The organism is Alicyclobacillus kakegawensis NBRC 103104 (genome assembly GCF_001552655.1).
Lineage (GTDB): Bacteria > Bacillota > Bacilli > Alicyclobacillales > Alicyclobacillaceae > Alicyclobacillus_G > Alicyclobacillus_G kakegawensis.
The window spans coordinates 1-20,074 of sequence record NZ_BCRP01000003.1 but is presented as its reverse complement, the minus strand read 5'-3'; the positions used below and the strand labels follow the sequence as shown (position 1 = coordinate 20,074).

General features: G+C 57.8%; 27 protein-coding genes and 11 tRNA genes. 29 read left to right on the top strand and 9 right to left on the bottom strand.

Annotation, left to right across the window (positions count from 1 at the left end; genetic code table 11):
• Positions 1-16 precede the first annotated feature (16 nt).
• The 16 genes from mutS (at position 17) to AK2_RS02830 (ending at position 8,000) form a co-directional block, all read left to right on the top strand.
• Positions 17-2,677, top strand: a complete 2,661-nt coding sequence (mutS, locus tag AK2_RS02905) for a DNA mismatch repair protein MutS (protein ID WP_067931270.1) — start codon at positions 17-19, stop codon at positions 2,675-2,677.
• Positions 2,659-4,623 carry a DNA mismatch repair endonuclease MutL gene (gene mutL / locus AK2_RS02900; RefSeq protein WP_245632740.1) on the top strand — a complete coding sequence of 655 codons (1,965 nt, stop codon included), beginning with the start codon at positions 2,659-2,661 and terminating at the stop codon, positions 4,621-4,623. Before mutS ends, mutL begins: the two co-directional genes overlap by 19 nt.
• Positions 4,616-5,431 (top strand): class I SAM-dependent methyltransferase, encoded by an 816-nt coding sequence (locus AK2_RS02895; protein WP_067931267.1) that lies wholly within the window; start codon positions 4,616-4,618, stop codon positions 5,429-5,431. The genes mutL and AK2_RS02895 overlap by 8 nt, the downstream gene beginning before the upstream one ends.
• A 23-nt stretch (positions 5,432-5,454) precedes the next feature.
• A complete protein-coding gene (gene miaA / locus AK2_RS02890; protein WP_067931265.1) occupies positions 5,455-6,462 on the top strand; it encodes a tRNA (adenosine(37)-N6)-dimethylallyltransferase MiaA in 1,008 nt (335 codons plus the stop codon).
• Between the two features lie 11 nt (positions 6,463-6,473).
• Entirely contained in the window at positions 6,474-6,722 is a 249-nt protein-coding gene (gene hfq, locus AK2_RS02885; protein ID WP_067931262.1) for an RNA chaperone Hfq, read from the top strand.
• Between the two features lie 97 nt (positions 6,723-6,819).
• Positions 6,820-6,895 (top strand) — tRNA-Thr (locus AK2_RS02880).
• 4 nt (positions 6,896-6,899) lie between these two features.
• Positions 6,900-6,983: transfer RNA gene (locus AK2_RS02875), tRNA-Tyr, on the top strand.
• A 33-nt stretch (positions 6,984-7,016) separates the two neighbouring features.
• Positions 7,017-7,092 (top strand) — tRNA-Trp (locus AK2_RS02870).
• A gap of 2 nt (positions 7,093-7,094) precedes the next feature.
• Positions 7,095-7,170, top strand: a tRNA-His gene (locus AK2_RS02865).
• A gap of 16 nt (positions 7,171-7,186) precedes the next feature.
• Positions 7,187-7,261, top strand: a tRNA-Gln gene (locus AK2_RS02860).
• A gap of 150 nt (positions 7,262-7,411) precedes the next feature.
• Positions 7,412-7,488 (top strand) — tRNA-Arg (locus AK2_RS02855).
• A gap of 1 nt (position 7,489) precedes the next feature.
• A tRNA-Pro gene (locus AK2_RS02850) sits at positions 7,490-7,566 on the top strand.
• A 15-nt stretch (positions 7,567-7,581) separates the two neighbouring features.
• Positions 7,582-7,656 (top strand) — tRNA-Ala (locus tag AK2_RS02845).
• A gap of 66 nt (positions 7,657-7,722) precedes the next feature.
• A tRNA-Asn gene (locus AK2_RS02840) sits at positions 7,723-7,797 on the top strand.
• Between the two features lies 1 nt (position 7,798).
• A tRNA-Thr gene (locus AK2_RS02835) sits at positions 7,799-7,874 on the top strand.
• Positions 7,875-7,924: 50 nt separating this feature from the next.
• Positions 7,925-8,000 (top strand) — tRNA-Val (locus AK2_RS02830).
• Between the two features lie 98 nt (positions 8,001-8,098).
• On the opposite strand, the gene AK2_RS17280 is transcribed toward AK2_RS02830, so the two are convergent.
• The 4 genes from AK2_RS17280 to AK2_RS02815 form a co-directional block, all read right to left on the bottom strand.
• A complete protein-coding gene (locus tag AK2_RS17280; protein WP_083520795.1) occupies positions 8,099-9,049 on the bottom strand; it encodes a site-specific integrase in 951 nt (316 codons plus the stop codon).
• Between the two features lie 27 nt (positions 9,050-9,076).
• Complete coding sequence (locus AK2_RS16785; RefSeq protein ID WP_157076199.1) at positions 9,077-9,253, bottom strand: hypothetical protein; 177 nt, start codon at positions 9,251-9,253, stop codon at positions 9,077-9,079.
• Between the two features lie 145 nt (positions 9,254-9,398).
• Entirely contained in the window at positions 9,399-9,797 is a 399-nt protein-coding gene (locus AK2_RS02820) for a S24 family peptidase (protein ID WP_217994663.1), read from the bottom strand.
• A 46-nt stretch (positions 9,798-9,843) separates the two neighbouring features.
• The gene (locus AK2_RS02815) at positions 9,844-10,479 is read right to left on the bottom strand and encodes an ImmA/IrrE family metallo-endopeptidase (protein ID WP_067931256.1); all 636 of its coding nucleotides are present in this window, start codon (positions 10,477-10,479) and stop codon (positions 9,844-9,846) included.
• A 110-nt stretch (positions 10,480-10,589) separates the two neighbouring features.
• Here AK2_RS02815 and AK2_RS02810 point away from each other — a divergent pair, with 110 nt between their 5' ends.
• Positions 10,590-11,480 carry an IS1595 family transposase gene (locus AK2_RS02810; RefSeq protein ID WP_067931254.1) on the top strand — a complete coding sequence of 297 codons (891 nt, stop codon included), beginning with the start codon at positions 10,590-10,592 and terminating at the stop codon, positions 11,478-11,480.
• A gap of 361 nt (positions 11,481-11,841) precedes the next feature.
• On the opposite strand, the gene AK2_RS02805 is transcribed toward AK2_RS02810, so the two are convergent.
• The 3 genes from AK2_RS02805 to AK2_RS02795 are packed head-to-tail and all read right to left on the bottom strand — an operon-like array spanning position 11,842 to position 13,253.
• On the bottom strand, positions 11,842-12,207 hold the full coding sequence (locus AK2_RS02805; RefSeq protein WP_067931252.1) for a hypothetical protein: 366 nt from the start codon (positions 12,205-12,207) through the stop codon (positions 11,842-11,844).
• A gap of 30 nt (positions 12,208-12,237) precedes the next feature.
• On the bottom strand, positions 12,238-12,777 hold the full coding sequence (locus tag AK2_RS17945; RefSeq protein ID WP_500778348.1) for a DUF8426 domain-containing protein: 540 nt from the start codon (positions 12,775-12,777) through the stop codon (positions 12,238-12,240).
• Between the two features lie 50 nt (positions 12,778-12,827).
• Complete coding sequence (locus AK2_RS02795; protein WP_067931249.1) at positions 12,828-13,253, bottom strand: helix-turn-helix domain-containing protein; 426 nt, start codon at positions 13,251-13,253, stop codon at positions 12,828-12,830.
• Positions 13,254-13,406: 153 nt separating this feature from the next.
• Here AK2_RS02795 and AK2_RS02790 point away from each other — a divergent pair, with 153 nt between their 5' ends.
• On the top strand, positions 13,407-13,655 hold the full coding sequence (locus AK2_RS02790) for a helix-turn-helix domain-containing protein (RefSeq protein WP_067931247.1): 249 nt from the start codon (positions 13,407-13,409) through the stop codon (positions 13,653-13,655).
• Positions 13,656-13,755: 100 nt separating this feature from the next.
• Here the strand turns inward: AK2_RS02790 and AK2_RS02785 are convergent, their stop codons facing one another.
• Together AK2_RS02785 and AK2_RS16345 are read right to left on the bottom strand one after the other, a co-directional pair.
• Entirely contained in the window at positions 13,756-14,004 is a 249-nt protein-coding gene (locus AK2_RS02785) for a hypothetical protein (RefSeq protein ID WP_067931245.1), read from the bottom strand.
• A 4-nt stretch (positions 14,005-14,008) separates the two neighbouring features.
• On the bottom strand, positions 14,009-14,227 hold the full coding sequence (locus AK2_RS16345; RefSeq protein ID WP_083520794.1) for a helix-turn-helix domain-containing protein: 219 nt from the start codon (positions 14,225-14,227) through the stop codon (positions 14,009-14,011).
• A gap of 51 nt (positions 14,228-14,278) precedes the next feature.
• On the opposite strand from AK2_RS16345, the gene AK2_RS16340 reads away from it, so the two are divergent.
• The 11 genes from AK2_RS16340 to AK2_RS02730 form a co-directional block, all read left to right on the top strand.
• Positions 14,279-14,545, top strand: coding sequence for a helix-turn-helix transcriptional regulator (locus AK2_RS16340; protein WP_369406111.1), 267 nt, complete (start codon positions 14,279-14,281; stop codon positions 14,543-14,545).
• 15 nt (positions 14,546-14,560) lie between these two features.
• A complete protein-coding gene (locus AK2_RS02775; protein ID WP_067931240.1) occupies positions 14,561-14,761 on the top strand; it encodes a helix-turn-helix domain-containing protein in 201 nt (66 codons plus the stop codon).
• Positions 14,762-15,066: 305 nt separating this feature from the next.
• On the top strand, positions 15,067-15,336 hold the full coding sequence (locus AK2_RS02765; protein WP_067931234.1) for a helix-turn-helix domain-containing protein: 270 nt from the start codon (positions 15,067-15,069) through the stop codon (positions 15,334-15,336).
• Positions 15,337-15,402: 66 nt separating this feature from the next.
• Complete coding sequence (locus tag AK2_RS02760) at positions 15,403-15,684, top strand: hypothetical protein (RefSeq protein ID WP_067931231.1); 282 nt, start codon at positions 15,403-15,405, stop codon at positions 15,682-15,684.
• 49 nt (positions 15,685-15,733) lie between these two features.
• A complete protein-coding gene (locus tag AK2_RS17595) occupies positions 15,734-15,865 on the top strand; it encodes a hypothetical protein (protein WP_281180609.1) in 132 nt (43 codons plus the stop codon).
• Between the two features lie 3 nt (positions 15,866-15,868).
• Entirely contained in the window at positions 15,869-16,084 is a 216-nt protein-coding gene (locus tag AK2_RS17060; protein ID WP_067931228.1) for a hypothetical protein, read from the top strand.
• Positions 16,085-16,088: 4 nt separating this feature from the next.
• Entirely contained in the window at positions 16,089-17,087 is a 999-nt protein-coding gene (locus tag AK2_RS02750) for a YqaJ viral recombinase family nuclease (protein WP_067931225.1), read from the top strand.
• Positions 17,084-17,917, top strand: coding sequence for a hypothetical protein (locus AK2_RS02745; protein ID WP_174521134.1), 834 nt, complete (start codon positions 17,084-17,086; stop codon positions 17,915-17,917). Before AK2_RS02750 ends, AK2_RS02745 begins: the two co-directional genes overlap by 4 nt.
• A 97-nt stretch (positions 17,918-18,014) precedes the next feature.
• Complete coding sequence (locus tag AK2_RS02740; RefSeq protein ID WP_067931222.1) at positions 18,015-18,227, top strand: hypothetical protein; 213 nt, start codon at positions 18,015-18,017, stop codon at positions 18,225-18,227.
• On the top strand, positions 18,193-18,921 hold the full coding sequence (locus AK2_RS02735) for an LvrA C-terminal domain-related protein (protein ID WP_067931219.1): 729 nt from the start codon (positions 18,193-18,195) through the stop codon (positions 18,919-18,921). Before AK2_RS02740 ends, AK2_RS02735 begins: the two co-directional genes overlap by 35 nt.
• Positions 18,881-20,074 (top strand): replicative DNA helicase (locus AK2_RS02730; RefSeq protein WP_067931216.1); only part of this gene is annotated, 1,194 nt, incomplete at its 3' end. The genes AK2_RS02735 and AK2_RS02730, both read left to right, overlap by 41 nt.

The following is a 20,074-nucleotide window of genomic DNA, read 5'->3' as shown; positions in this document are numbered from 1 at the left end:
CCATGGAGGCAGCTTTATGTCCTTAACGCCGATGATGAAGCAGTACCAGGAGATGAAGCGGCAGCATCAAGACGCCTTGTTGATGTTTCGCCTGGGAGACTTTTACGAACTGTTTTTTGACGACGCGGAGACGGCCAGCCGCATCCTGGATATCACGCTGACGGGGCGTGACGCAGGGAGCGCTGGCCGTGTTCCCATGTGCGGGGTTCCGTTTCACAGCGCGGATCAATACATCGCTCGCTTGGTGGACCACGGCTACTCGGTCGCTATCTGTGAACAGACGGAAGACCCCAAGCAGGCCAAGGGACTGGTCCGCCGTGAAGTTGTCCGGGTCATCACACCTGGAACCAGCGTGCGCGACGACGAAGTCGGCCACCGCTTTTTGACCGCCATCGTGGAGCGGCGAGGCCGCTATGGAATGGCGCTTGTGGACGTCGGCACGGGCGATGTACTGGTAGATGAGCCCACCGGGGTGGATGAGGTCCTGCAGACCTTGCTGCAATGGCCGCCCGCGGAGGTGCTGGTTACGCAGGCCGCGGACGATTGGGGCTGGTTGGCCGATTGGCAGAAGCGCACCGGCGTACGGATGACCGTACGGGACCTGCGCGAATCCGAGACTTTCTTGGAACAGCGGGTGTTGCGTCAGTTTGCGGATCATCGGACAAGCTCACGGTCGCTCGAAAGTGGCGCGGCCGTAAGCGCGCTCGGATTCTTGCTCGCTTACTTGGAAGAGACACAGAAGCAGAACCTGCGCCATCTGAAAGCGCCACGCGGGCTGCGGGAAGAGAAGTGTTTGGTCCTCGACGCGACCGCCCGCTACCACTTGGAACTGTTGGAAACGGCGCGAACCCACAAGCGGCAGGGTTCGCTGTTTGGGCTGCTGGCCAAGACCCGTACGGCCATGGGAACTCGTCTGTTGGGGCACTGGATTGAGCGGCCGCTGTGTGAGGTCAGAGCCATCGAAGAGCGGTTGGACGCGGTGGAGGCCTTGGTCCAGGAGATGATGCTGCGCAGTGAGTTGCAGATGCTGCTGGGTCAGGTGTACGACCTGGAGCGGCTTGCCGCCAAGGTGTCTTTTCAGACCGCCCAGGCTCGGGATCTGCTGGCTCTGGCCAAGTCTTTGCGGGTGGTGCCGGAAGTGCACGCCAAGCTGGCGACTGTTGAAACCGGGATGGTGCAGCGGTTGCTGCGTGGGTTGCCCGACGTCTCGGATTTGGCGGAGGATATCCTGTCCTCCCTTGTGGACGATCCGCCCGTGCACCTGCGCGAAGGGGGCATCATCCGCGAGGGTGTGGACGCCGAATTGGACGAGTTGCGAGCCTTGGCCAAGGGGGGCAAGGCTTGGCTGGCCGCCTTCGAACAGCAAGAGCGTGAACGCACCGGCGTCAAGTCGCTGAAAGTCGGGTACAACCGCGTGTTTGGGTATTACATCGAGGTCTCCAAGGCCAACGCGCACCTGGTCCCGCGAGAGTATGAGCGACGCCAAACCCTGGCGGCTGCGGAGAGGTATGTGGTGCCGGCGCTCAAGGAACAGGAGTCGCGCATTTTGGGCGCCGAGGAGCGAGCGACGGAGCGGGAATATGAACTGTTTGTGCAGCTGCGGGAACGTGTCCTCCGGCGCCTGGACGATGTACAGGCAGTGGCCTCGGCCTTGGCAGAGGTCGACGTCCTGGTGGCCCTGGCCAGCGTCTCCGCGGACAACCGGTATGTGCGTCCCCGCATCCGCGAAGACCGCGGCATCCACATTCGCCAGGGACGGCACGCCACAGTCGAAGCGATGTTGCCCAACGGATCGTTTGTGCCCAACGACGTCCACCTGGATGGAGACCGGCAATTGATTCTGCTGACCGGCCCCAACATGGCGGGGAAAAGTACATACATGCGGCAGGTCGCCCTGATCGTGGTGTTGGCGCAGATGGGCTGCTTTGTGCCCGCCGAGGCCGCCGAGATTGGCTTGGTGGACCGTATTTTCACCCGCATCGGGGCATCGGACGACCTGTCCCAAGGACAGAGTACCTTCATGGTGGAGATGGTGGAGCTGGCGCAGATTCTCCGTGAGGCCACCCCGAGGAGTCTCGTCCTGTTGGACGAAATCGGACGCGGTACGAGTACGTACGACGGCCTGTGCATCGCGGAGGCGGTGATGGAAAGCCTGCTGCGGCCCAGTCTCTCGCCGTTGGTGCTGTTTGCTACCCACTACCATGAACTGACCGACGCGGCGGAGCGGTTGTCAAAGGTCGTCAACGCCTCCGTGGCGGTGCATGAGCGGGGCGATACGATAGAGTTTCTGCATACGGTGGTGGACCGCCCGGCAGATAAAAGCTATGGGATCCAGGTTGCCCAATTGGCCGGGATTCCGGACGATGTGATTGCCCGTGCGCGTGAACTCCTGGCCGTGCGGGAACAGCGTGCAGGCGCCCCGGTTACCGTAAGCGACAGTGTGCATGAGGCGGCGGCAGCGGCGCATCCAGATGCGCCCGCCACCCCTGCGACACCGCCAGCCGGGCCAGGTACGCCAAGTCAGACAGTGCCGCTGTCGCAGACGGCCGCCCTGTCGTTGCTGGAGCAGATGTCCCGGCTCAATCCGCTGGAGATGACCCCGCTGGAGGCACTCAACCGCTTATATGCCCTGTGCAAAGAGGCGAGGGAGGTATTGGAATGGGATCCATTCAGGTGATGCCCCCGTCCCTGGCCAATCAGATTGCGGCCGGGGAGGTGGTGGAGCGACCCGCCTCGGTGGTCAAGGAGCTGGTGGAAAACAGTCTGGATGCGGGGGCGTCCCGCATCGTCGTGCAGGTGGATGAGGGCGGCATTGAACGCATCGTCGTCCAGGACGACGGCTCCGGAATGGATGCGGAGGACGCACGCTTGGCGTTTGCACGTCACGCGACGAGCAAGGTGCGCAGCCCCCGGGACCTGTTTCACATCACCACACTCGGTTTTCGCGGCGAGGCCCTGGCGTCGATTGCGGCGGTGGCCCGCGTCGAACTTTGCACCCGCCTGCGTGATGCCGATGCGGGTGTGAGGTTGCGCATGCATGGGAGCCAATGGATAGGCGAAGCGGAGCCGGTCGGCATGGCACCTGGCACCCGCATTGAGGTGCGCGACCTGTTTTTCAATACCCCGGCGCGTCTGAAGTACCTGCGCGCGGTGGCGACAGAACAGGCCCGGTGCCTGGAGGTGGTGCACCGGGCCGCCCTTGGTCGTCCCGATGTGGCCTTCCGTTTTGAGGCGGCCGGCCGCCTGGTCTTTCAGACCCCGGGCAACGGCCGGTTGGAGGAGGTGCTGGCGGCGCTGTACGGCCCGGCGGAGGCGAAGCAATTCCTTCCGCTCGTGGGCGAAACGCCGGACTATCGATTGACCGGGTTCGTTGGGCGGCCGCAACAGGGCCGTTCCAACCGCGCTCATGGCCATCTGTTCATCAACGACCGGCCGATTCGCAACCACCTGCTGCACCAGGCGGTGGTGTCCGGATATCGGGGGCGGTTGATGATCAACCGCCATCCGATGTACGTCATTCGACTGCACATGGATCCAACCCTGGTCGACGTGAACATCCATCCTCACAAGGCAGAGGTGCGGTTGAGCGAGGAGCGAGATGTGACGCGCCTTGTGGAGGACAGCGTCCGCACAGCTTTGGACAGCGTGTTGTTGGTTCCGGAAATGAAGTACCCGGCTTCCCACCGTGCGTCTGAGCAAGCGCAGGCGGACAAGGAGCAGCGGGAATTTCGTTGGCAATCGCAGCTGGCCCTGGAGCGTCCGGCCGAGTTTCAGAGTTCCCGCGGCCGTCGATCCCCTTCTCGCCCAGATCGGTCAGTGGAAGGGCAGCTGGTGGAGCGGGTCTATGGAGCTGTCGGGACGGAGGGGACGAGCGCAGAGCCGGCGGACCCACATGTGGCCCACAAGGCGCCGGGGCCCCTGGGCCTGCAGCAGCCTGGCGCACCGTTAGCGGAGGAGGCGGCGGGTGAACGGGCGGATCGCAACCCGGGTGCGGAGCCTCTTGAGGCGGCCGCATTCACCACCCAGGACCGTCGCCGGGCGCTGTCCCGACTGCGCCCGATAGGACAGGCTTTGAACACGTATATCGTCGCCGAGGACGGAGAGAGTCTGTATTTGATTGACCAGCACGCGGCACATGAACGCGTACTGTACGAGCGCTTCAAAGCGCAGATGCAAGCGGATGAAATCCGCGTCCTGCCGCTGCTGGCCCCGATTCCGCTGACCCTGAGCGAGCCGGCGCGCGCTCTTGTGTCCGAACAGCGCCGCGTTCTCTCCGCGATGGGGTTGGAGTTGGAGGACTTCGGGGGCCGGGAAGTGGTGCTGCGGACGGTGCCGGAGATCTGGGAGGGGTTGGACGCGGGGGCTTTGGCGGAGGAAGTGCTGGAGTCGCTCAAGGAACACGGAGCGGGTCAGGACGTCCGCGAGGTCATCCAAGACCGCGTCATCACGCGCGCGTGCAAAGCCGCTGTGAAGGCTCACCAGCGTCTGTCGGCTGCGGAGATGGAGGCCTTGTGCGCGTCTTTAGCGGAGGCGGAGGACCCGTTCCACTGCCCGCATGGGCGGCCGGTCTTGCTCAAGTGGACGAATCGGGACTTGGAAAAGGGGTTCAAACGGATTGTCTGATGCGGTTTGGACGGGGTTGGAGACTTGGGGCGCCGTCTGCGTGCCGCCATGGCAGGAGACCGCGCAGACGTGGGAGCGGGCGCGACGCATGGGCGCCTGGTTCGGTGTACGTACGGTGCGGCGAAAGAATCGCAGCTTCGCTCGCATCCTGCGCGAGGAGGGGGTGACGGCTGTGCTGGTGGCGGATGCCGAGCCCACTTGGTATCATGCGCAGGATTTGCAGCATGCGTTTCGCTTCCACCCAGGGATGGCCTGGCTGCGGTTGCAGGCGATGGAGCAGGGGCGGGCGGATCGGCTGTTGACGGCTGCCGGAATCGCCCCCGGCGATACGGTATTGGATGCGACACTGGGCATGGGTGTGGATGCCCTCGTTCTGGCGGCGGGGGTGTCGGACACTGGCCGGGTTGTCGCCTGCGAGTCGTCGTTTGTGCTGGCCCGCACGTTCACCTGGGCCATCCGCGAGCGGCATGGATATGAGCCGCGCTTGGCTAAGGCGCTGGCGAGGATTGAGGTGCAGGAATGCGAACACGGGGAGTGGCTGTCGAGCCTCCCCGACGATTCGGTGGACGTGGTCTATTTTGATCCCATGTTCCGCCGGGCGCCCGACAGAACGACGCCACTGGATGTCATACGCCCGTTCGCCAGTCCACAGCCGCTGTCGGACAGGGCATGGAGAGAAGCCTGTCGTGTGGCGCGCAAGGCTGTCGTGCTGAAGGAGCGCCCGCGCAGCGGCGAGTTTGAGCGATTCGGTATCCTTCCGGACAAGCCATCGGCTCGTTTTGCCTACGGAGTGTGGCGAAAGCGTTGAGGAGACAGGGGGCAGAGCCACAAGTGGATGATTGGTCAAAGCGGTGGCCGGTGCTCTGTATTGTCGGCCCGACTGCAACCGGCAAAAGTCAGCTCGCGGTGCGGGTGGCTCGCGAGGTGGGGGGAGAGATTGTCTCAGCCGATTCGATGCAGGTGTACCGGGGCATGGACATCGGCACGGCGAAATTCACTCAGGATGACATGGCGGGTGTACCTCATCATTTGATCGACGTGGTGGATCCACAAGATCGATTCACGGCCGTTCAATGGAAGGAAATGGCCGAACAAGCGATCAGCGACATTGCGTCCCGCCGTCGTCTTCCCCTTTTGGTCGGGGGAACGGGTCTGTATGTGCGTGCCATCACGGACGATCTCGATTTTGTTGCGCAAGACACCGGCGATCAGGTTCGTCGCAAGTGGCGGGCGTACCTGGACCAGCACGGTCACGAGGCGCTGTACGCCGCGCTTCGCCGCATCGACGAGAAGACAGCGGCGCGCCTGCATCCCAACGACACACGGCGCGTCATTCGCGCCTTGGAAGTCGCTGAAACCAGGCAGCAGCCGTGGTCGGCGACCTACGATTTCGGGTACCGCGAAGGCCGTTTTGCCACGGTTCAATTCGGCCTGATGATGGATAGACAGGCCTTGTACCGCCGCGTTGAAGAACGGGTGGACAAAATGCTGGCCGACGGACTGGTGGCGGAAGTGCAAGGCCTTTTGCAATCCGGGCTTCACCCTGACTTGACTTCGTTGCAAGCCATCGGCTATAAAGAATTAGCGGCCTTCCTTCATGGGGACCTTTCCTACGCGGAAGCGGTTGCACAAATTAAGCGCAACACGCGGCGCTTTGTGAAGCGGCAACTTTCTTGGTTTCGGCGCGATCCGCGCGTGATCTGGCTGCAGGTGGCAACGGACGGTTCCCTGTCGGACGGGGACTACCAGCGGGTTGTGGATGTGGCTCGAAAGCTCGTGGCAGGAATTCGTGGTGGGGATCGCGAATACAACAGGGGCAGCAGCTACCTGCGGGAGTGAAGGAGGCCAACATGAGCAAACAGCCCATTAACATTCAAGATACGTTTCTCAATCAAATCCGCAAGGAACGGATACCCATCACAGTGTATCTGGTGAATGGGTTTCAAATTCGCGGAACGTTGCGTGCATTCGACAACTTCACCATCATCCTGGACAGTGACGGTAAACAGCAGATGATTTATAAGCACGCCATTTCGACGTTCACGCCCTTGCGCAGCGTCAATTTAACCTTTGACGGTGGAAATTCTAATACAGAATAGTCATTACACAGAATAATCTGTGCAAGACGGTAGCAACAGGTGGGTGTTGACAATCGGCGATTCGATGTGCTACTTTAAGTCGTGTCGCCGACGCGGCGCCAGCGTAGCTCAGTAGGTAGAGCAACTGACTTGTAATCAGTAGGTCGCAGGTTCGATTCCTGTCGCTGGCTCCATTGCGGAGGGGTACCAAAGTGGTCAACTGGGGCGGACTGTAAATCCGTTGCGTAAGCTTCGAAGGTTCGAATCCTTCCCCCTCCACCACGGTGACACCCCCGAGTGGGTCGTGCACACTTTAGGGGCGTAGTTCAGTTGGTAGAACGGCGGTCTCCAAAACCGCATGTCGTGGGTTCGAATCCTGCCGCCCCTGCCATGGTGAGTATGGCGAAGTGGTTAACGCACCGGATTGTGGTTCCGGCATTCGTGGGTTCGATTCCCACTACTCACCCCAAAATCGTCTTTCTTGATGGGGAGTAGCCAAGTGGTAAGGCAACGGATTTTGGTTCCGTCATTCGAAGGTTCGAGTCCTTCCTCCCCAGCCATTTTGCGCCGTTCATCTGGCAATGGAATCCGGCCATAAGCAGGGTCAGCGTTTAGGGGTTTCTTTGGCTTAGGATTTTCAGCTTAATTTTTCAGCTCAGGATTTTGGTTGGTCGGATTTGCCTGAAACTAGAGGTTCTGTCGTTCAGTGTGTGCCCGTAGCTCAGCTGGATAGAGTGCTTGACTACGAATCAAGAGGTCGGGAGTTCGAATCTCTCCGGGCACGCCATCGGAGCATAGCGCAGCTTGGTAGCGCGCCTGCCTTGGGAGCAGGAGGTCGTGGGTTCAAATCCCGCTGCTCCGACCAGCAATGGTACTTGACGGGGGTATAGCTCAGGGGGAGAGCACCTGCTTTGCACGCAGGGGGCCGTCGGTTCGAATCCGACTACCTCCACCATGGGGTTTTAATCTCGTTGCTATGGATCATAACTACACTACAGGCGAAAGGCCAGTATACCAGCTTTCCCCGATAGCTCAGCGGTAGAGCATCCGGCTGTTAACCGGAGGGTCGTAGGTTCGAATCCTACTCGGGGAGCCATGCTCCCATAGCTCAGTTGGCAGAGCGCATCCATGGTAAGGATGAGGTCACCAGTTCGAGCCTGGTTGGGAGCTCCATGGCGAAGGCCGCGCACAATGCAGTGCGCGGCCTGCTCTTGACCGAATGCGGGCGGTTAGCTCAGTTGGGAGAGCACCTGCCTTACAAGCAGGGGGTCAGCGGTTCGAGCCCGTTACCGCCCACCATGAAAATCGTTGATATGGCGCGGTTTTTGGGGATGAGGCCACTCGTAAGAGTGGCCCATCTTGCTAAATGGTGTACGTTTTGGTGTACGTATCGATAGCTAATCCCCGAACAAGAGGGAATCCAACTTCGTGGCGGCGCTCTCTTGCATGGCCGGGAGCACGTGACTGTACACGTCGAGGGTCATGCGAATGCTGGAATGGCCCAGCCTCTCAGACACGATTTTTGGGTTCTCGCCGGCCAAAAGCAGTAGAGTGGCACATGTATGCCGCAGGTCGTATAAAACGATGTCTGAGGGCAATCCAGCGGCTTTCAAGATGGGCTGAAAGTGACGGCTGCGGAGATTGTGCAGGTCTACCGGTTTTCCATTCAGCGTGGTAAACACCAGGTCCCATTCCATGTCCGGGTTCCCATGCCTCAATCGTTCTTCCAACTGTGCCTTCCTATGCTCGCGTAAGATTTCGGCTACATTCTGGGTGAGTGGGATGGTACGTCGGCTGGCCTTTGTCTTTGGGTCCTTTAGGCGCCATCCGCTGGAAGTCTTATCCAGTGAGTGTCGTACGTGAATCACGCCCTTTTTCAAATCCACGTCAGACCATTGAAGCCCTAGTGCCTCACTTGGCCGCAATCCTGTATCCAACAGCAGAGCAAAAAGCGGAAAGAACCGGTCATAAACCGCGGCGTCCAAGAAGCGGCGGCACTCCTCCACGGAAAGGGGGTGGATCTCCCGTTTCCCCGACGCTTTTGGTCGCGGAATGGATTCCATCGGATTCCTGGTGATGATCCCCCAATGCACCGCATTTTTAAGTGCTTGCTTGAGGATCATGTGTATATATTGCGCGGTACGGGAGCGCTGTTGTTGTTCACCTTCTTCAATCTCGTTAAGGAGTCTGCGAAATTGTAGCGGTTGGTTTTGGAGTTTGTCCAAGCGTGTGGCGCCCAAGCAGGGATACACGTGCCTTTCCAGTAGCGAACGGTAGTCTTCATAGGTGCGTGGCTCAACTTTCTTACGGGCATGCTGTTCAAGCCACTCGTCGAGATATTCGCGCAGTGTTTGACGGCTCGGTTCGACGAAGGTCTATTGGTCTCGTTGGCTTTCGATCTTGCGAGCGTACCGTTCCGCTTCGCGACGGCCGCCATGGACGACATGATTGTGATTGATGCGTTTTCCTGCTTCATTCGTGCCGATATACACCCGGACAAGCCACATGTCCTTTCCATGCTTGTCTTTTCCGCGATACGTGATGTTAGCCATTCACTTCCCTCCAACAGGCTGGTAATGCGTCCTACACGGCCAGGTTATAAAGGCCCCGCCGGGGGGCTAATGTGAGGCGGCCTATGTCTCCGTGTGTTTACTTGGGAGACGATGTAACGGTTCATAAAGAGGAAGTCTAGAATTTCTAAGATGGCCAATCAAAATGTGGTTCAGGATAGGCAATCTGCGCAAACTCCGCTTTGATCACACCGTCCAGCACCCCTATGACCGCAAAGTCGGTTGGTGCCAGCTCGAGCGGCGGGATTTTCTCGCCGGACACACGCAGGGTCACCTCGGGGTTGTCGATGTACTCCAGCAGCCGTATGGTCACTTCGTCGCCGAACGTCACAAGGCAAATCTGGCACTCCCGATTTGGCCAGCGCTGTTCGCGAAAGACGGCGTAATCGCCTGGCTCCAGGCCGAACGAATCCAAGCCATCATCGGCGACTTGAACCGCGTACCGGCGGTATGGGGTGTAGCCTCTCACGATAAGGTCTGGCGGGTTTTCTGGAGTCTCAAGCAACGTCGTCGTCAAGCTCGGCACAGGGCCGAACATGGGGATGTATTAGGGCTTGTCCATGGTGCTCACCTCAGATGTCAGCGCGGCGGCGCCGGCCAATAACTACGCCGTCTTTGACAAGATATTCAATGCGATGGTTGAGTGGATGGCGATATGTGTAGTCGTACGTGGCCCTCTGTTCCGCGACGGCTTGTTCCCAATACCGTTCAAAGGCCAGCGCATTCAGGTGCTCTTCTAGGAGATCTAGCCGCGCATCCATGAAGGTCTCTGGTACGTCGAATTTCGCGGCGAGGTCGGCAACTAAGCGCTTTCGGCTGTCCGCCGGTTCGATGCAGTCGGCAATCATGAACGTCGGGGCAAGGGCGTACATGGCGAACATGTCCGCTTGGTACTCCTGGCGTTCCCGCTCATCAGCGGGCATGAACGCCTGGTGGCCGACATGGAGAAGTACGTGTCCGAGTTCATGAGCCAGTTCAACTCGCTGTTGTCGGCGGGGAAGACGCTTGTCTACGACAATGGTGTATTTGTCGCCGCGGAAACGGAAATAGGCCGAAGGCTTCGGCAAATAATAAACACGGATACAGGCGTTCGACAGGAACAGTCCGAGGTCGATGTCTTGGGGTGTGTAAATGCCGTGTTCCTTGTAGAACCGGAGCAGACGTTCTTCGAGGCGCGTGGGAACGTAATGTTCGAGACAATCCAACATGAGATTACCCCCTTACCCGAATGTTGGATGATATCGAACGTGTGTTCTGGTTATGCACATACCTCAGGTGTATACTACAAACACGAACATTAGTTCTGAGGTGAAACAGAATGCCGAAAGGAAAAGGCATGACCTTACTGGAATTTCAAAGCCAATTTCATGACGAGCCAAGCTGTCGAGAGCACTTGTTTCGATTTCGCTGGGGTAACGGGTTTTCCTGTCCACGTTGCCACGGCGACCGATTCTATTTCATCGAAAAGCGCATGCTATACGAATGCCCGTCATGTGGTCACCAAACCTCACTGACTGCCGGAACCCTCATGCACAAGAGCAAGCTGCCGCTTCGGGTTTGGTTCTGGGCCATTTATCTGGTTGCTCATGACAAACGGGGTCGCTCCGCCTTATCCCTGGCACAAGTCCTGGACCTGAACTATCGGACCGCCTGGCGGCTCCTGCACAAAATCCGCCGAGCGATGCAGGAACGGGATGCGCATTACCGCCTAGCGGGTCTTGTCGAGATGGATGACGCCTACTTTGGTGCTCCCAAATCCGGTACGGATGGACGAGGAACCACGAAACAAGGTGTCGTTGTAGCGCTTCAGACCGACGCCGACGGGTATCCCCAGTTCGTACGGATGAAAGTCGTGGAACGAGTGACGATAGCAGAGATTCATCGAGTTGCCCAGGAAGTGATTGCACCGGGGTCGACCATCATTTCCGACGGACACGCCTCCTACAAGCGTCTGCCTGAACTCGGATACCAACATGCCCCTCAGGATTTCAAGAAATCCGATCCGGATGTCTTTCTAAAGTGGGTGCATGTATTGATCGGCAACGCCAAAGCATTCATTGACGGAACCTACCACGGCCTGGGCACTCGCTTCATGCAAACGTACTTGGACGAGTTCTGCTACCGATTCAATCGGCGACAAAATCCGAACGAATTGTTCTGGAGACTGCTCCATGCTTGTGTTTCTGCGACTCCAGTCAAGGTGTCCTGAGCAGAGTGCATAGCCAGAACGTGTGTTCGTATTATACATCATATGGAAACTAATTTGAAGACACTGCATATAGTGTATGAGCCAGTTGTCAAACACTAACCGACTTGACTATGGGGATGCTAATGGCATACTCGAATTGAGCGGGGAGGTACTGGACGTGAACAACCGATTCTTGCATGGAATTTCGGTTACAATCACGTTTTTGATGCTCGTGTGCGCATTATCCCTCTTCTTTGAATGCGTACTCGGATTCGTTCCATTCGTCCGTCATCATACGCCCGAAGTGCAAGCTGTATTTGTTTTGGTTGCCGCATGCATCGTGATGCTTACTACACGATTTGGTTCACCATGGAAACAATAGTCATTCTTTCATTCTGTCTTGTTGAGTTATTTCGTCAGGAATTTTCATTCGGAGCTTGTCCATAGTCTCCCGAAGTTCTTCTAATTGCTTTTCCAACTCAGCATTTCTGGCTGATTGCTTATTTTCCTGCAGACGCTTTAGTAGACCTTCTGTCTCCCCTTTAAATTTGATACCGCTAAAGCTTATTTTGCCATCAAATTTCCCTCCGACTATGTAGTGGAGAATAATGAGAAGGAAGAGTAGACCTAGGCCACCACCGATGAGCTCAAGAGGGCCTGGCGATTGAACATTCATTTTCACTTCGAAGTCGTCAGATGAAACACTGACGCCGATAGAACGACCAAGTGAGGAAATGGCAGCATCCATCGATTCAAGAAACCTTCTTAAGTCCCGAGCCTAGATCGGTGAACGAGTCGTTACCTGTAAAACGACATGGATTTTACCGTCCTTCTCAAACAATGAGTACAGGGTCCTATCAATCTGATCAGCGTAATCGTCGGCATTTGAGATGGTGTGATGGGAAAACAATAATTTGTAAAGTGAAGGATCGAGACGATTTCTTCTGATGGACTTTATCCACCGAACTTTCCTGCGCTTTAAGAACCCACATTTATCCATCTCTATGTTAGTAGCATTTTCAACATATACATCGCTTTCAACAATACCAAAAGACATATACTGTGAATATCGACTTGGAATAATAACGATATCTCCAATCTGAACTTGATTAACGAATCTCATTATCTGGTTATACGCATGTCTGGGTCTCCGTTCATTTGGTCTGTATCTTCGAATGTCATTGATAACCAACTCATCAGGTGTTTTCTTCAAATATTCAATGTCACTAAACTCATTCCATCCAATTGCCACGAAATCTTTCGATCTAAACTCTTCATAGTAAATGCCACCCTCCGTTCGAATTAACCAATAATGCATATCACCGCTAATTCTGTTTATATTAATCATGGTCACTTTCCCCCCTAAGCTCACTTTTCCTGATTATTATCCGGCCTTCTCCGCTTCTCTCGCTCCCAAATGAACCGCAGCGTCTCCATCATTTCACGCTTCGATTCCTCCGGGCTCCTGCTGAAGTCGTAAAAGAAAGTATCTTCCAGATTCTCCGCGACCCAGTCCAGGAACTCGCGTTCCTCGGGAGATACGGCGTCAGAGTCATTGTGATTGGACTGACGCTCAATGTATCCCGCTTGTTCCATAAGGTCTTCATAGGGGACGCGCAATCCCTTGGCCAGTTTTTGAATGAAGTCAGGAGTCGGTATGTCGCGTAAGCCGCGTTCAATCCTGGATATATGGGCTGCGCTCACGTCAGCGTATGTTGCCAACTGGTTAATGGAATAACCACGCGACTCCCGCAACTTTTTTATGTAAGCACCAAAAGACTTAGCATCGGCCAAGAACAACGCCCCCTTAGTACCTGAGTCTAAGTGACATATTGCCAAGTGGTAAACACCGCCCTCAAAAAACTTGTGCCATGCGGTAACAACAGTATTGTCTATAGGTAAAATGGATGCTATTATGCTGCCAAAAGGTAAAAGGGGGTGAAGCTATTGAAGCTCAAACTGAACGCTCCCGCGGTTCGGTCCTTCATGAATCAAATGAATTGGACTGAGCGTGACTTGGCCCGTCACATGGGCGTTTCTTATACAACCGTATATCGCGCTCTGCGCGGGCAGCGTGGTGTCGGCGGGGCATTCGTGAAAAAGCTACTGAGTGTGACCGACGGTAATTTGAGCTTTGACGACACCTTTATTTATGATGGCCCATTACCAAACGGTAATAATGAGGACACCGCATAGTGGGTCAATCGGCGAAGTGGTGAACGCATCTCGAAGGAGGTGTACAGATGGGCAGTCAACTTTTGACAGTGCCTCTTCGACTGGTTCCCGTTCGTGGCCGTCACTTGGCCCGCTTGAGTTCTCGCAACTCGGTTTCCTGCTCAAGTGAGCGGAGAGCCAGGGACTCGAGGATTTTGTCTTGGCGTACTTGCCCATCTTTGAGCACAGCAATGTCTGACTGCAAGTCACTAACTTTCTGGTTGGTGGACGCCACGACCCCGATGAGTTGAGCAATCATGTCGCCGTGTTGTTTCTGCATAGCTTCGATGCTTTCAAGCTTTTGCAAAATCAAATCCAACTTGTCGTCCATGAGGCTACCTCCCTTGCGGGTTGTCACTCCTGCCTACGAGGTAGTCGAGGGAGACATCGAAAAAGTCGGCGAGTTGGATCAGTTGGTCAATAGTCGGTTCGCGGTCGCCAGCCTCGTATCTCTGCCATGCTCGTAAGGTAACACCAAGGAATTCGGCCATCTCTCGTTGCTTAATGTTTCGTTGCTGGCGTAGTTCGCAAAGACGTTTGCCTAAAGACGACACGAATCTAATCAACCGCCTTGACACGACCAAAATGGACGTACTAGAATACCGATGTACGACCGAGTCGGTCGCATAATGGAATGGGGTGGTGATGTGGGAAATCGGCACATTGTATTGCAATCCGCTCGAAAACGTAAAGGTCTCACTCAAAAACAGGTCGCGGATGCCCTTGGCATCACTCTCCGTTCGTATCAGCACTACGAATACGGAGAGAGGACACCTCCATTAGTGAAGGCAATGGAACTTGCTAGGTTGCTGGACCTCGATATTTACGAACTTGCTGGACGTAATTCTACACCAAACAATGAGTCGGCGTAAGAGGGAGGTACACACATGCACAATCGACTGCTGACAGTCCCGCAGGTTGCAGACATGTTGGCCGTTCCAGAACACGCGGTCTACCGCATGGCGCGGGAAAAGCTGATCCCGGTCATCCGGATAGGGCGCCTGCTGCGGTTTGACCCCGAGGCGCTGCAAAAGTGGATGGCGCAGGGCGGAAAGGCGTTCGAGGGCGGTTGGCGCAAGGATGCGTGACTACCGGGCTTCGACTTTTACGAGGACCCGGACCTGGGCGTAGTCCTGCGCGAGTTCGTCGGTGAGATCATTCGCAAGTGCGAGCAAGAAGTTGAGAAGGGCTTGGGCTCTCGGAGACATCGTGGCCTGGGGTTCCAAGCAGTATTCACCGCCTTTCAGACGTTGGAGCCTTTGCACGAGACGTTCCGGGTGGTGGAGGGAGGACAACAAATGGGACAACACAAACCGCCTGCAGCGGAACGGAGGTGAACCGCCCCGGCGGGGATGCCGGTTGCAGACCATAGGGGAGGGGGTGACACACAGAAATGAAACGGGGCAAGATCACGCGCAACCGAGTCTTGAAAGTCCTTCGGGTCGCAGCCGGGCTTCACCAGCAGGATGTCGCCAACCAATTCCACGCGGATCAGTCCCTGGTGTCTCGCATCGAAAACGGTCAGGTGCAGCTCGATGACGAGATGGAAGCGCGGTTTGTCGACGCCTGTGGCGGGTACCCGTTGGTGCGACAGCTCATGGCTCAGTTGCTTCTGATGTCGGAGAGGATCCAGCGGCAACGCTGGCCGCTAAAACCAGCGTAACACATCACAGTTGACGTGCCATGCAACCCGCGCATGGGGCATGTGAGAGGAAAGGAGGAGGGCTGGATGACGACACCGCTGGGGCATGTTCCCGTCTCGAATGCGGCTGGTCAATCGGTTCGGCGGGCTGGGCAGGCCGAGTTGTGGGAGCTTGTCGGGCAGGTACATGCCATCATCCTGGGCCTGAAATCCGACCAGCGCATCTACGAGGGGCTGTTGGAAAGCCAGACCTGGGGCGCAGAGGCTCAGACGAGACTGTTTTTGAAGGACATCGAGCGGTATCAGGCGCAATTAGGCGCCGTCAAAGAAAAACTCTCCGCGTATCTCAGCGGAGAGACCAAAGTTTAAGAAATCATCATCGCCCTGATTGTACCACGACAGACGGGAGGGCCACCACATGCGAAAGCTGATGGAGCGCCTGCGTTACGGGCGCAGGAAGCGGCGGTATGCAAAGGCATGGGTGCGGCAGTGCCAAGGCGTGGACGCGGCCATGCGCCGCCTGGTGTTGGAAGCCAGGGAGGAGAGCTAAGGGATGGACCGTTTGGTCTGTTCCCTCTGTGGTTGTGACGAGTGGCGCCAAGCCTATGATTACGTCCCCTATGGGGCGACGGTGGCGCGCATTCCGGCCAGCGCCGTCTGCGCCGGTTGCGGAGCGGATTACGATGAGTTCGCTTGTGAGCCGTGCGAGAAGTGCGGCCTGGCGCTGCACCTGTGCGAATGCGAGGAAGAAGAGGAAGAGGAGGCCTGAAAGGATGGGGAGGCCAGAGCGAACCTATCACGTGCTGAAGTACACGCGTGCCATGCCACGTGCGGAGTGGTTGCGGTGGCGAAGGGAGGGGATCGGCGGGTCGGACGCCCCGGCCATTTTGGGGCTGTCTCCGTGGCGGTCGCCGCTGGACGTCTACTGGGAAAAGGTGCGGCCGGAACACGCCGTTGAAGTGGAAGACTCCGGGGCAGAAGAGGCGGAGCGCCTGGAGTGGGGACACCGGTTGGAGGATACGGTTGCTGTGGCGTTCGCGGAGAAGACGGGGTTGCATATTCGGCGCAAGAACGCGCTCCTGCGAAGCATCGAGCATCCCTACATGATTGGCGATGTGGACCGGGAAATCCGCGATCAGGCGGGGCGCAAGGGCATCCTCGAAATCAAGACCACATCGGCCTTCCAGGAAGGCGAGTGGCGCGGCGACCGGATTCCCGACCACTACTACGCGCAACTGCAACACTATCTGGCCCTGACCGGATACGACTACGGATACTTCGCGGTCTTGATTGGCGGCCAAAAGCTGGTCATCAAGCCCGTCTCCCGGGATCAGACGGTTATTCAGACCCTGGTGAAAGTCGAGCGTGACTTCTGGAGGAACCATGTGGAGCAGCGCAAGCCGCCCTTCATTGACGGCGGGAAGGCTGCGGCGGCGATCCTGCGGGAGATGTTCCCGGAGACGGTGCCGGATCGTGTGCAACTGCCGGCGGATGCGGACCGGTGGGTCCGGGAGTACGAAGAAGCGGAACAGGCGATGAAAGCGGCGGCAGAGCGCAAAGAGCTGGCCGCAAACCAGCTGAAGTATCTGCTGGCGGAGCACGAATCCGGGGTGGCCGGGGGCAGACTGGTCAGCTGGAAGGCCTACGAGAGCACGTCGCTGGATACCGCGGCCCTGAAGCGTGAAATGCCGGACCTCTACCAGCGCTTCGCGCGGAAGATTCAATCCCGGCGGTTTTCTATCAAGCCTATCAAGGAGGAATTGAACGCATGAGTGTGCAGGAGCAAGCGCTGGAAGCACAGCGTCCACCGGTGGAACAAGGCGCGCTGTCCATCGTGGACAGCCTGAACGTGGACCAGGTTCGGCAGACCATGGCGAGAATCAACCAGTTCCAGCAGGTGGTGCGCGCGACGCTCAAGGAAGGCCACGACTATGGGGTCATTCCCGGGACGGGAGACAAGCCCACGCTCAAAAAGCCGGGCGCCGAAAAGATCCTGATGCTGCTTGGCCTCACGTCCGAGTACGACGTGGTGGAGCGGGTGCAAGACTACGACTCCGGGTTTTTCGCCTTTACGGTTCGCTGCCGTTTGAGCCGCAACGGCGTGGTCATCACGGAGGGCTACGGGCACGCCAATACCCGGGAGAGGCGGTATACGTCCACCAAGAGAGGCAAGGAACCGCAAGACCCCTACACCTTGGCCAACACCGTCTTGAAGATGGCCAAGAAGCGGTCGCAGGTAGACGCGGCACTGACGGTTGGGTCGCTTTCGGATATCTTCACGCAAGACCTCGAAGATATGGCTTATGAGGCCGAACAGCCAGCCCGTCCGTCCAACGGCAGAAACGGAAAGGCGCAAAACGGAGGCGGGCGTGCGGCCAGTGACCGGCAAAAGTCGGCGATCCGGAAAATGGCCTATGCGAAGGGCATCCATGACGACACGCTGTCATCGCTTCTTGCGGACTGGACCGGGAAAGAGACAGTCGACGACTTGACGGTCTCCGAGGCCAGCACAGTCATTTCGGAGTTGAACAACTACGAGGCACCGATGTCCGAATCGGGCGATGGAGAACTCGATATCAGCGAGGATGAATTGCCGTTCTAAAGTTCTGAGGATTGGTGTGAGCTTGCGGCCGCATCTCACGGCAATCAGTGTATGCGGCCCGCCATACACCTATGCAGGCAAAGGGGGCGGTGAGAGAGTGGCCTGGATTGAGTCACACCAGGAACTTGCCCGTCATCCAAAAACAAAGAAATTGGCTCGGGAATTGAACGATACGGTTCGCGGAGCTATCGGGCTTCTGCATCTTCTCTGGTGGTGGGCCATGGACTACGCAGAAGACGGCGACCTGAGCCGGTTCGACTATGAGGATATTGCGGATGCGGTCATGTGGTCGCCTCATCGAGAAGCGTGAGAAGAACAAAGAGCGTGCGCGCAAGTCACGCCAACGGAATCATGACGCGCGCGCAACGTACGCGCACGCTACGCGTAACGTTCGCGAAGCGTGCGACGCTACCATACAGAACCTAACCATACCGAACCAAACAAAAAAAGATCTTGCCCCATCCGCTGCTGCGGACGGGGCGAGCGAGCGCATCATCACGGACTCTCTCCAACCTGGTGGAGCGCAGTCTACGGAGACTGGCAAAGGTGAGAGCCTCCAGGGCCAAACGTCCGGAACCACGGAGACACCAGCCCCGGCTGAGAAACCAGGGAGCGAGTATACGCGGGAGTTTGAAGACTTCTGGCGGGCCTATCCGCGCAAGGTGGAGAAAAAGGGGGCCTACAAGGCCTGGAAGGCGAGGCTGCGGGAAGGTGTGCCTGCGCGGGATCTCATCGCAGCTGCCCGACACTACGCGGAGGACTGCAGCCGGCGTGGCACGGAGATGAGTTTCATCAAGCACGCGAAAACCTTCCTGGGGCCCTCCAAGCCGTACGAGGAATATATACGCGCCGCCCCAGAGCCGGAGACACCCAAGCAGAACAAGGTCATCCGGTTTGGCCTCTTGCACACCAGCGCCAGCGACGAGGAAATGGCATTCCGGCGGAAGGCAGTGAGACAGGCCTATGAGCACATCTTCGGAACAGCCAACGGTTGGCCTGATTGACTCCGTGGTGTCCGAACAGTATCTCGTCGGGGCCGTGTTGAGCGATGGGGCCTGGATTGACGTGTTGCGCCCCACGATTCGCCCCGACATGTTCAGCGTGCGCTGGCTTGGGGCCGTCTGGAAACGCATGTGTGACCTGGCGGCGAACGGGCACCCGGTGGATTACATGGCCTTCTGCGGAAGCAGCCCGGACATCGTGCAGAAGGTCGGGATTGAACGCCTCGCCAATCTCATGCAGGCGTATGTCGGGGAGCGTGAAGTCTACTTCCACGCCGACAGGCTGCGGGAGGCTCACATGCGGCGGTACATCGTGCGGGAATCGACCCGGCTCATGGAACGGGCCCAGGACATGTCCGGCACCCGTTTCGATGAGTTGCGGGCCGCGATTGAGAGCATCGCGATGGCGACGTCCGACACCGATGCCGGGGAGGGGCTGCGGGCTGGAGCCGACGAGGCCGGCCGCTGGCTGGACGGCATCGAGCGCAAGTACAAGGACAAGCGCGCCGCATACGGGTTTCTGACCGGGTGGACAGACCTCGACGAAATGACTCTGGGATTCCACCGTGGCGACCTCATCATCGTGGGCGGACGAACCAGCGTCGGCAAGTCGGCCTTTGCCACGGAACTGGTGCTGCGTATGCAAAGGGTAGGCACGAAGGTGGCCGTGTTCAGCCTGGAAATGAGCCGGGAGCAGGTGCAAAACCGTATCGCAGCCAACATCGCCGGCGTTCCGCTGTCGAAGATTCGGACCGGGGACCTCACAGAGGACCAACTGGTGAAGGTGTCGTCGGCCATCGATGTGATCGCAGATGTTCCCATCGACGACGCCCGCAGTGTGACGGGGGACTACATCGCGGCGGAAATGAAGCGCTGGAAACGGACGCACGGGCTGGACGTGGTGATCGTGGACTACCTGCAGGAAATCAAGGAACCGCCGGAGCCCAACGACAACGCTGGGTCGGCGTACGGCCGGGTGGCCCGGAAGCTGCGCAAGGCTGCGCAACAATGCGATTGCGCGGTCATCGCGCTGAGCCAGCTGCTCCGCGATGCCGAGGGAGGGAAGCCGCAGTTGCGGCACCTGTACGGCAGTTCCGGCATCGAAAGTGCAGCTGACGTCATTATCCTGTTGCACCGCGACAAGGAGGAGGCGCCC

Bases quoted from the DNA above. Each gene is read 5' to 3' on its own strand.
- AK2_RS17595 (WP_281180609.1), top strand. From the start codon at position 15,734: ATGCGAAAGCTGATGGAGCGCCTGCGTTACGGGCGCAGGAAGCGGCGG.
- mutL (WP_245632740.1), top strand. From the start codon at position 2,659: ATGGGATCCATTCAGGTGATGCCCCCGTCCCTGGCCAATCAGATTGCG.
- AK2_RS02815 (WP_067931256.1), bottom strand. From the start codon at position 10,479: ATGTTGGATTGTCTCGAACATTACGTTCCCACGCGCCTCGAAGAACGT.
- AK2_RS17945 (WP_500778348.1), bottom strand. From the start codon at position 12,777: ATGCATTATTGGTTAATTCGAACGGAGGGTGGCATTTACTATGAAGAG.
- AK2_RS02735 (WP_067931219.1), top strand. From the start codon at position 18,193: ATGCGGTCATGTGGTCGCCTCATCGAGAAGCGTGAGAAGAACAAAGAG.
- AK2_RS16785 (WP_157076199.1), bottom strand. From the start codon at position 9,253: ATGGCTAACATCACGTATCGCGGAAAAGACAAGCATGGAAAGGACATG.
- AK2_RS02750 (WP_067931225.1), top strand. From the start codon at position 16,089: ATGGGGAGGCCAGAGCGAACCTATCACGTGCTGAAGTACACGCGTGCC.
- hfq (WP_067931262.1), top strand. From the start codon at position 6,474: ATGAGCAAACAGCCCATTAACATTCAAGATACGTTTCTCAATCAAATC.
- mutS (WP_067931270.1), top strand. From the start codon at position 17: ATGTCCTTAACGCCGATGATGAAGCAGTACCAGGAGATGAAGCGGCAG.
- AK2_RS02810 (WP_067931254.1), top strand. From the start codon at position 10,590: ATGCCGAAAGGAAAAGGCATGACCTTACTGGAATTTCAAAGCCAATTT.
- AK2_RS02805 (WP_067931252.1), bottom strand. From the start codon at position 12,207: ATGGATGCTGCCATTTCCTCACTTGGTCGTTCTATCGGCGTCAGTGTT.
- AK2_RS16340 (WP_369406111.1), top strand. From the start codon at position 14,279: ATGTACGACCGAGTCGGTCGCATAATGGAATGGGGTGGTGATGTGGGA.
- AK2_RS17060 (WP_067931228.1), top strand. From the start codon at position 15,869: ATGGACCGTTTGGTCTGTTCCCTCTGTGGTTGTGACGAGTGGCGCCAA.
- AK2_RS02765 (WP_067931234.1), top strand. From the start codon at position 15,067: ATGAAACGGGGCAAGATCACGCGCAACCGAGTCTTGAAAGTCCTTCGG.
- AK2_RS02760 (WP_067931231.1), top strand. From the start codon at position 15,403: ATGACGACACCGCTGGGGCATGTTCCCGTCTCGAATGCGGCTGGTCAA.
- AK2_RS02745 (WP_174521134.1), top strand. From the start codon at position 17,084: ATGAGTGTGCAGGAGCAAGCGCTGGAAGCACAGCGTCCACCGGTGGAA.
- AK2_RS02775 (WP_067931240.1), top strand. From the start codon at position 14,561: ATGCACAATCGACTGCTGACAGTCCCGCAGGTTGCAGACATGTTGGCC.
- AK2_RS02785 (WP_067931245.1), bottom strand. From the start codon at position 14,004: ATGGACGACAAGTTGGATTTGATTTTGCAAAAGCTTGAAAGCATCGAA.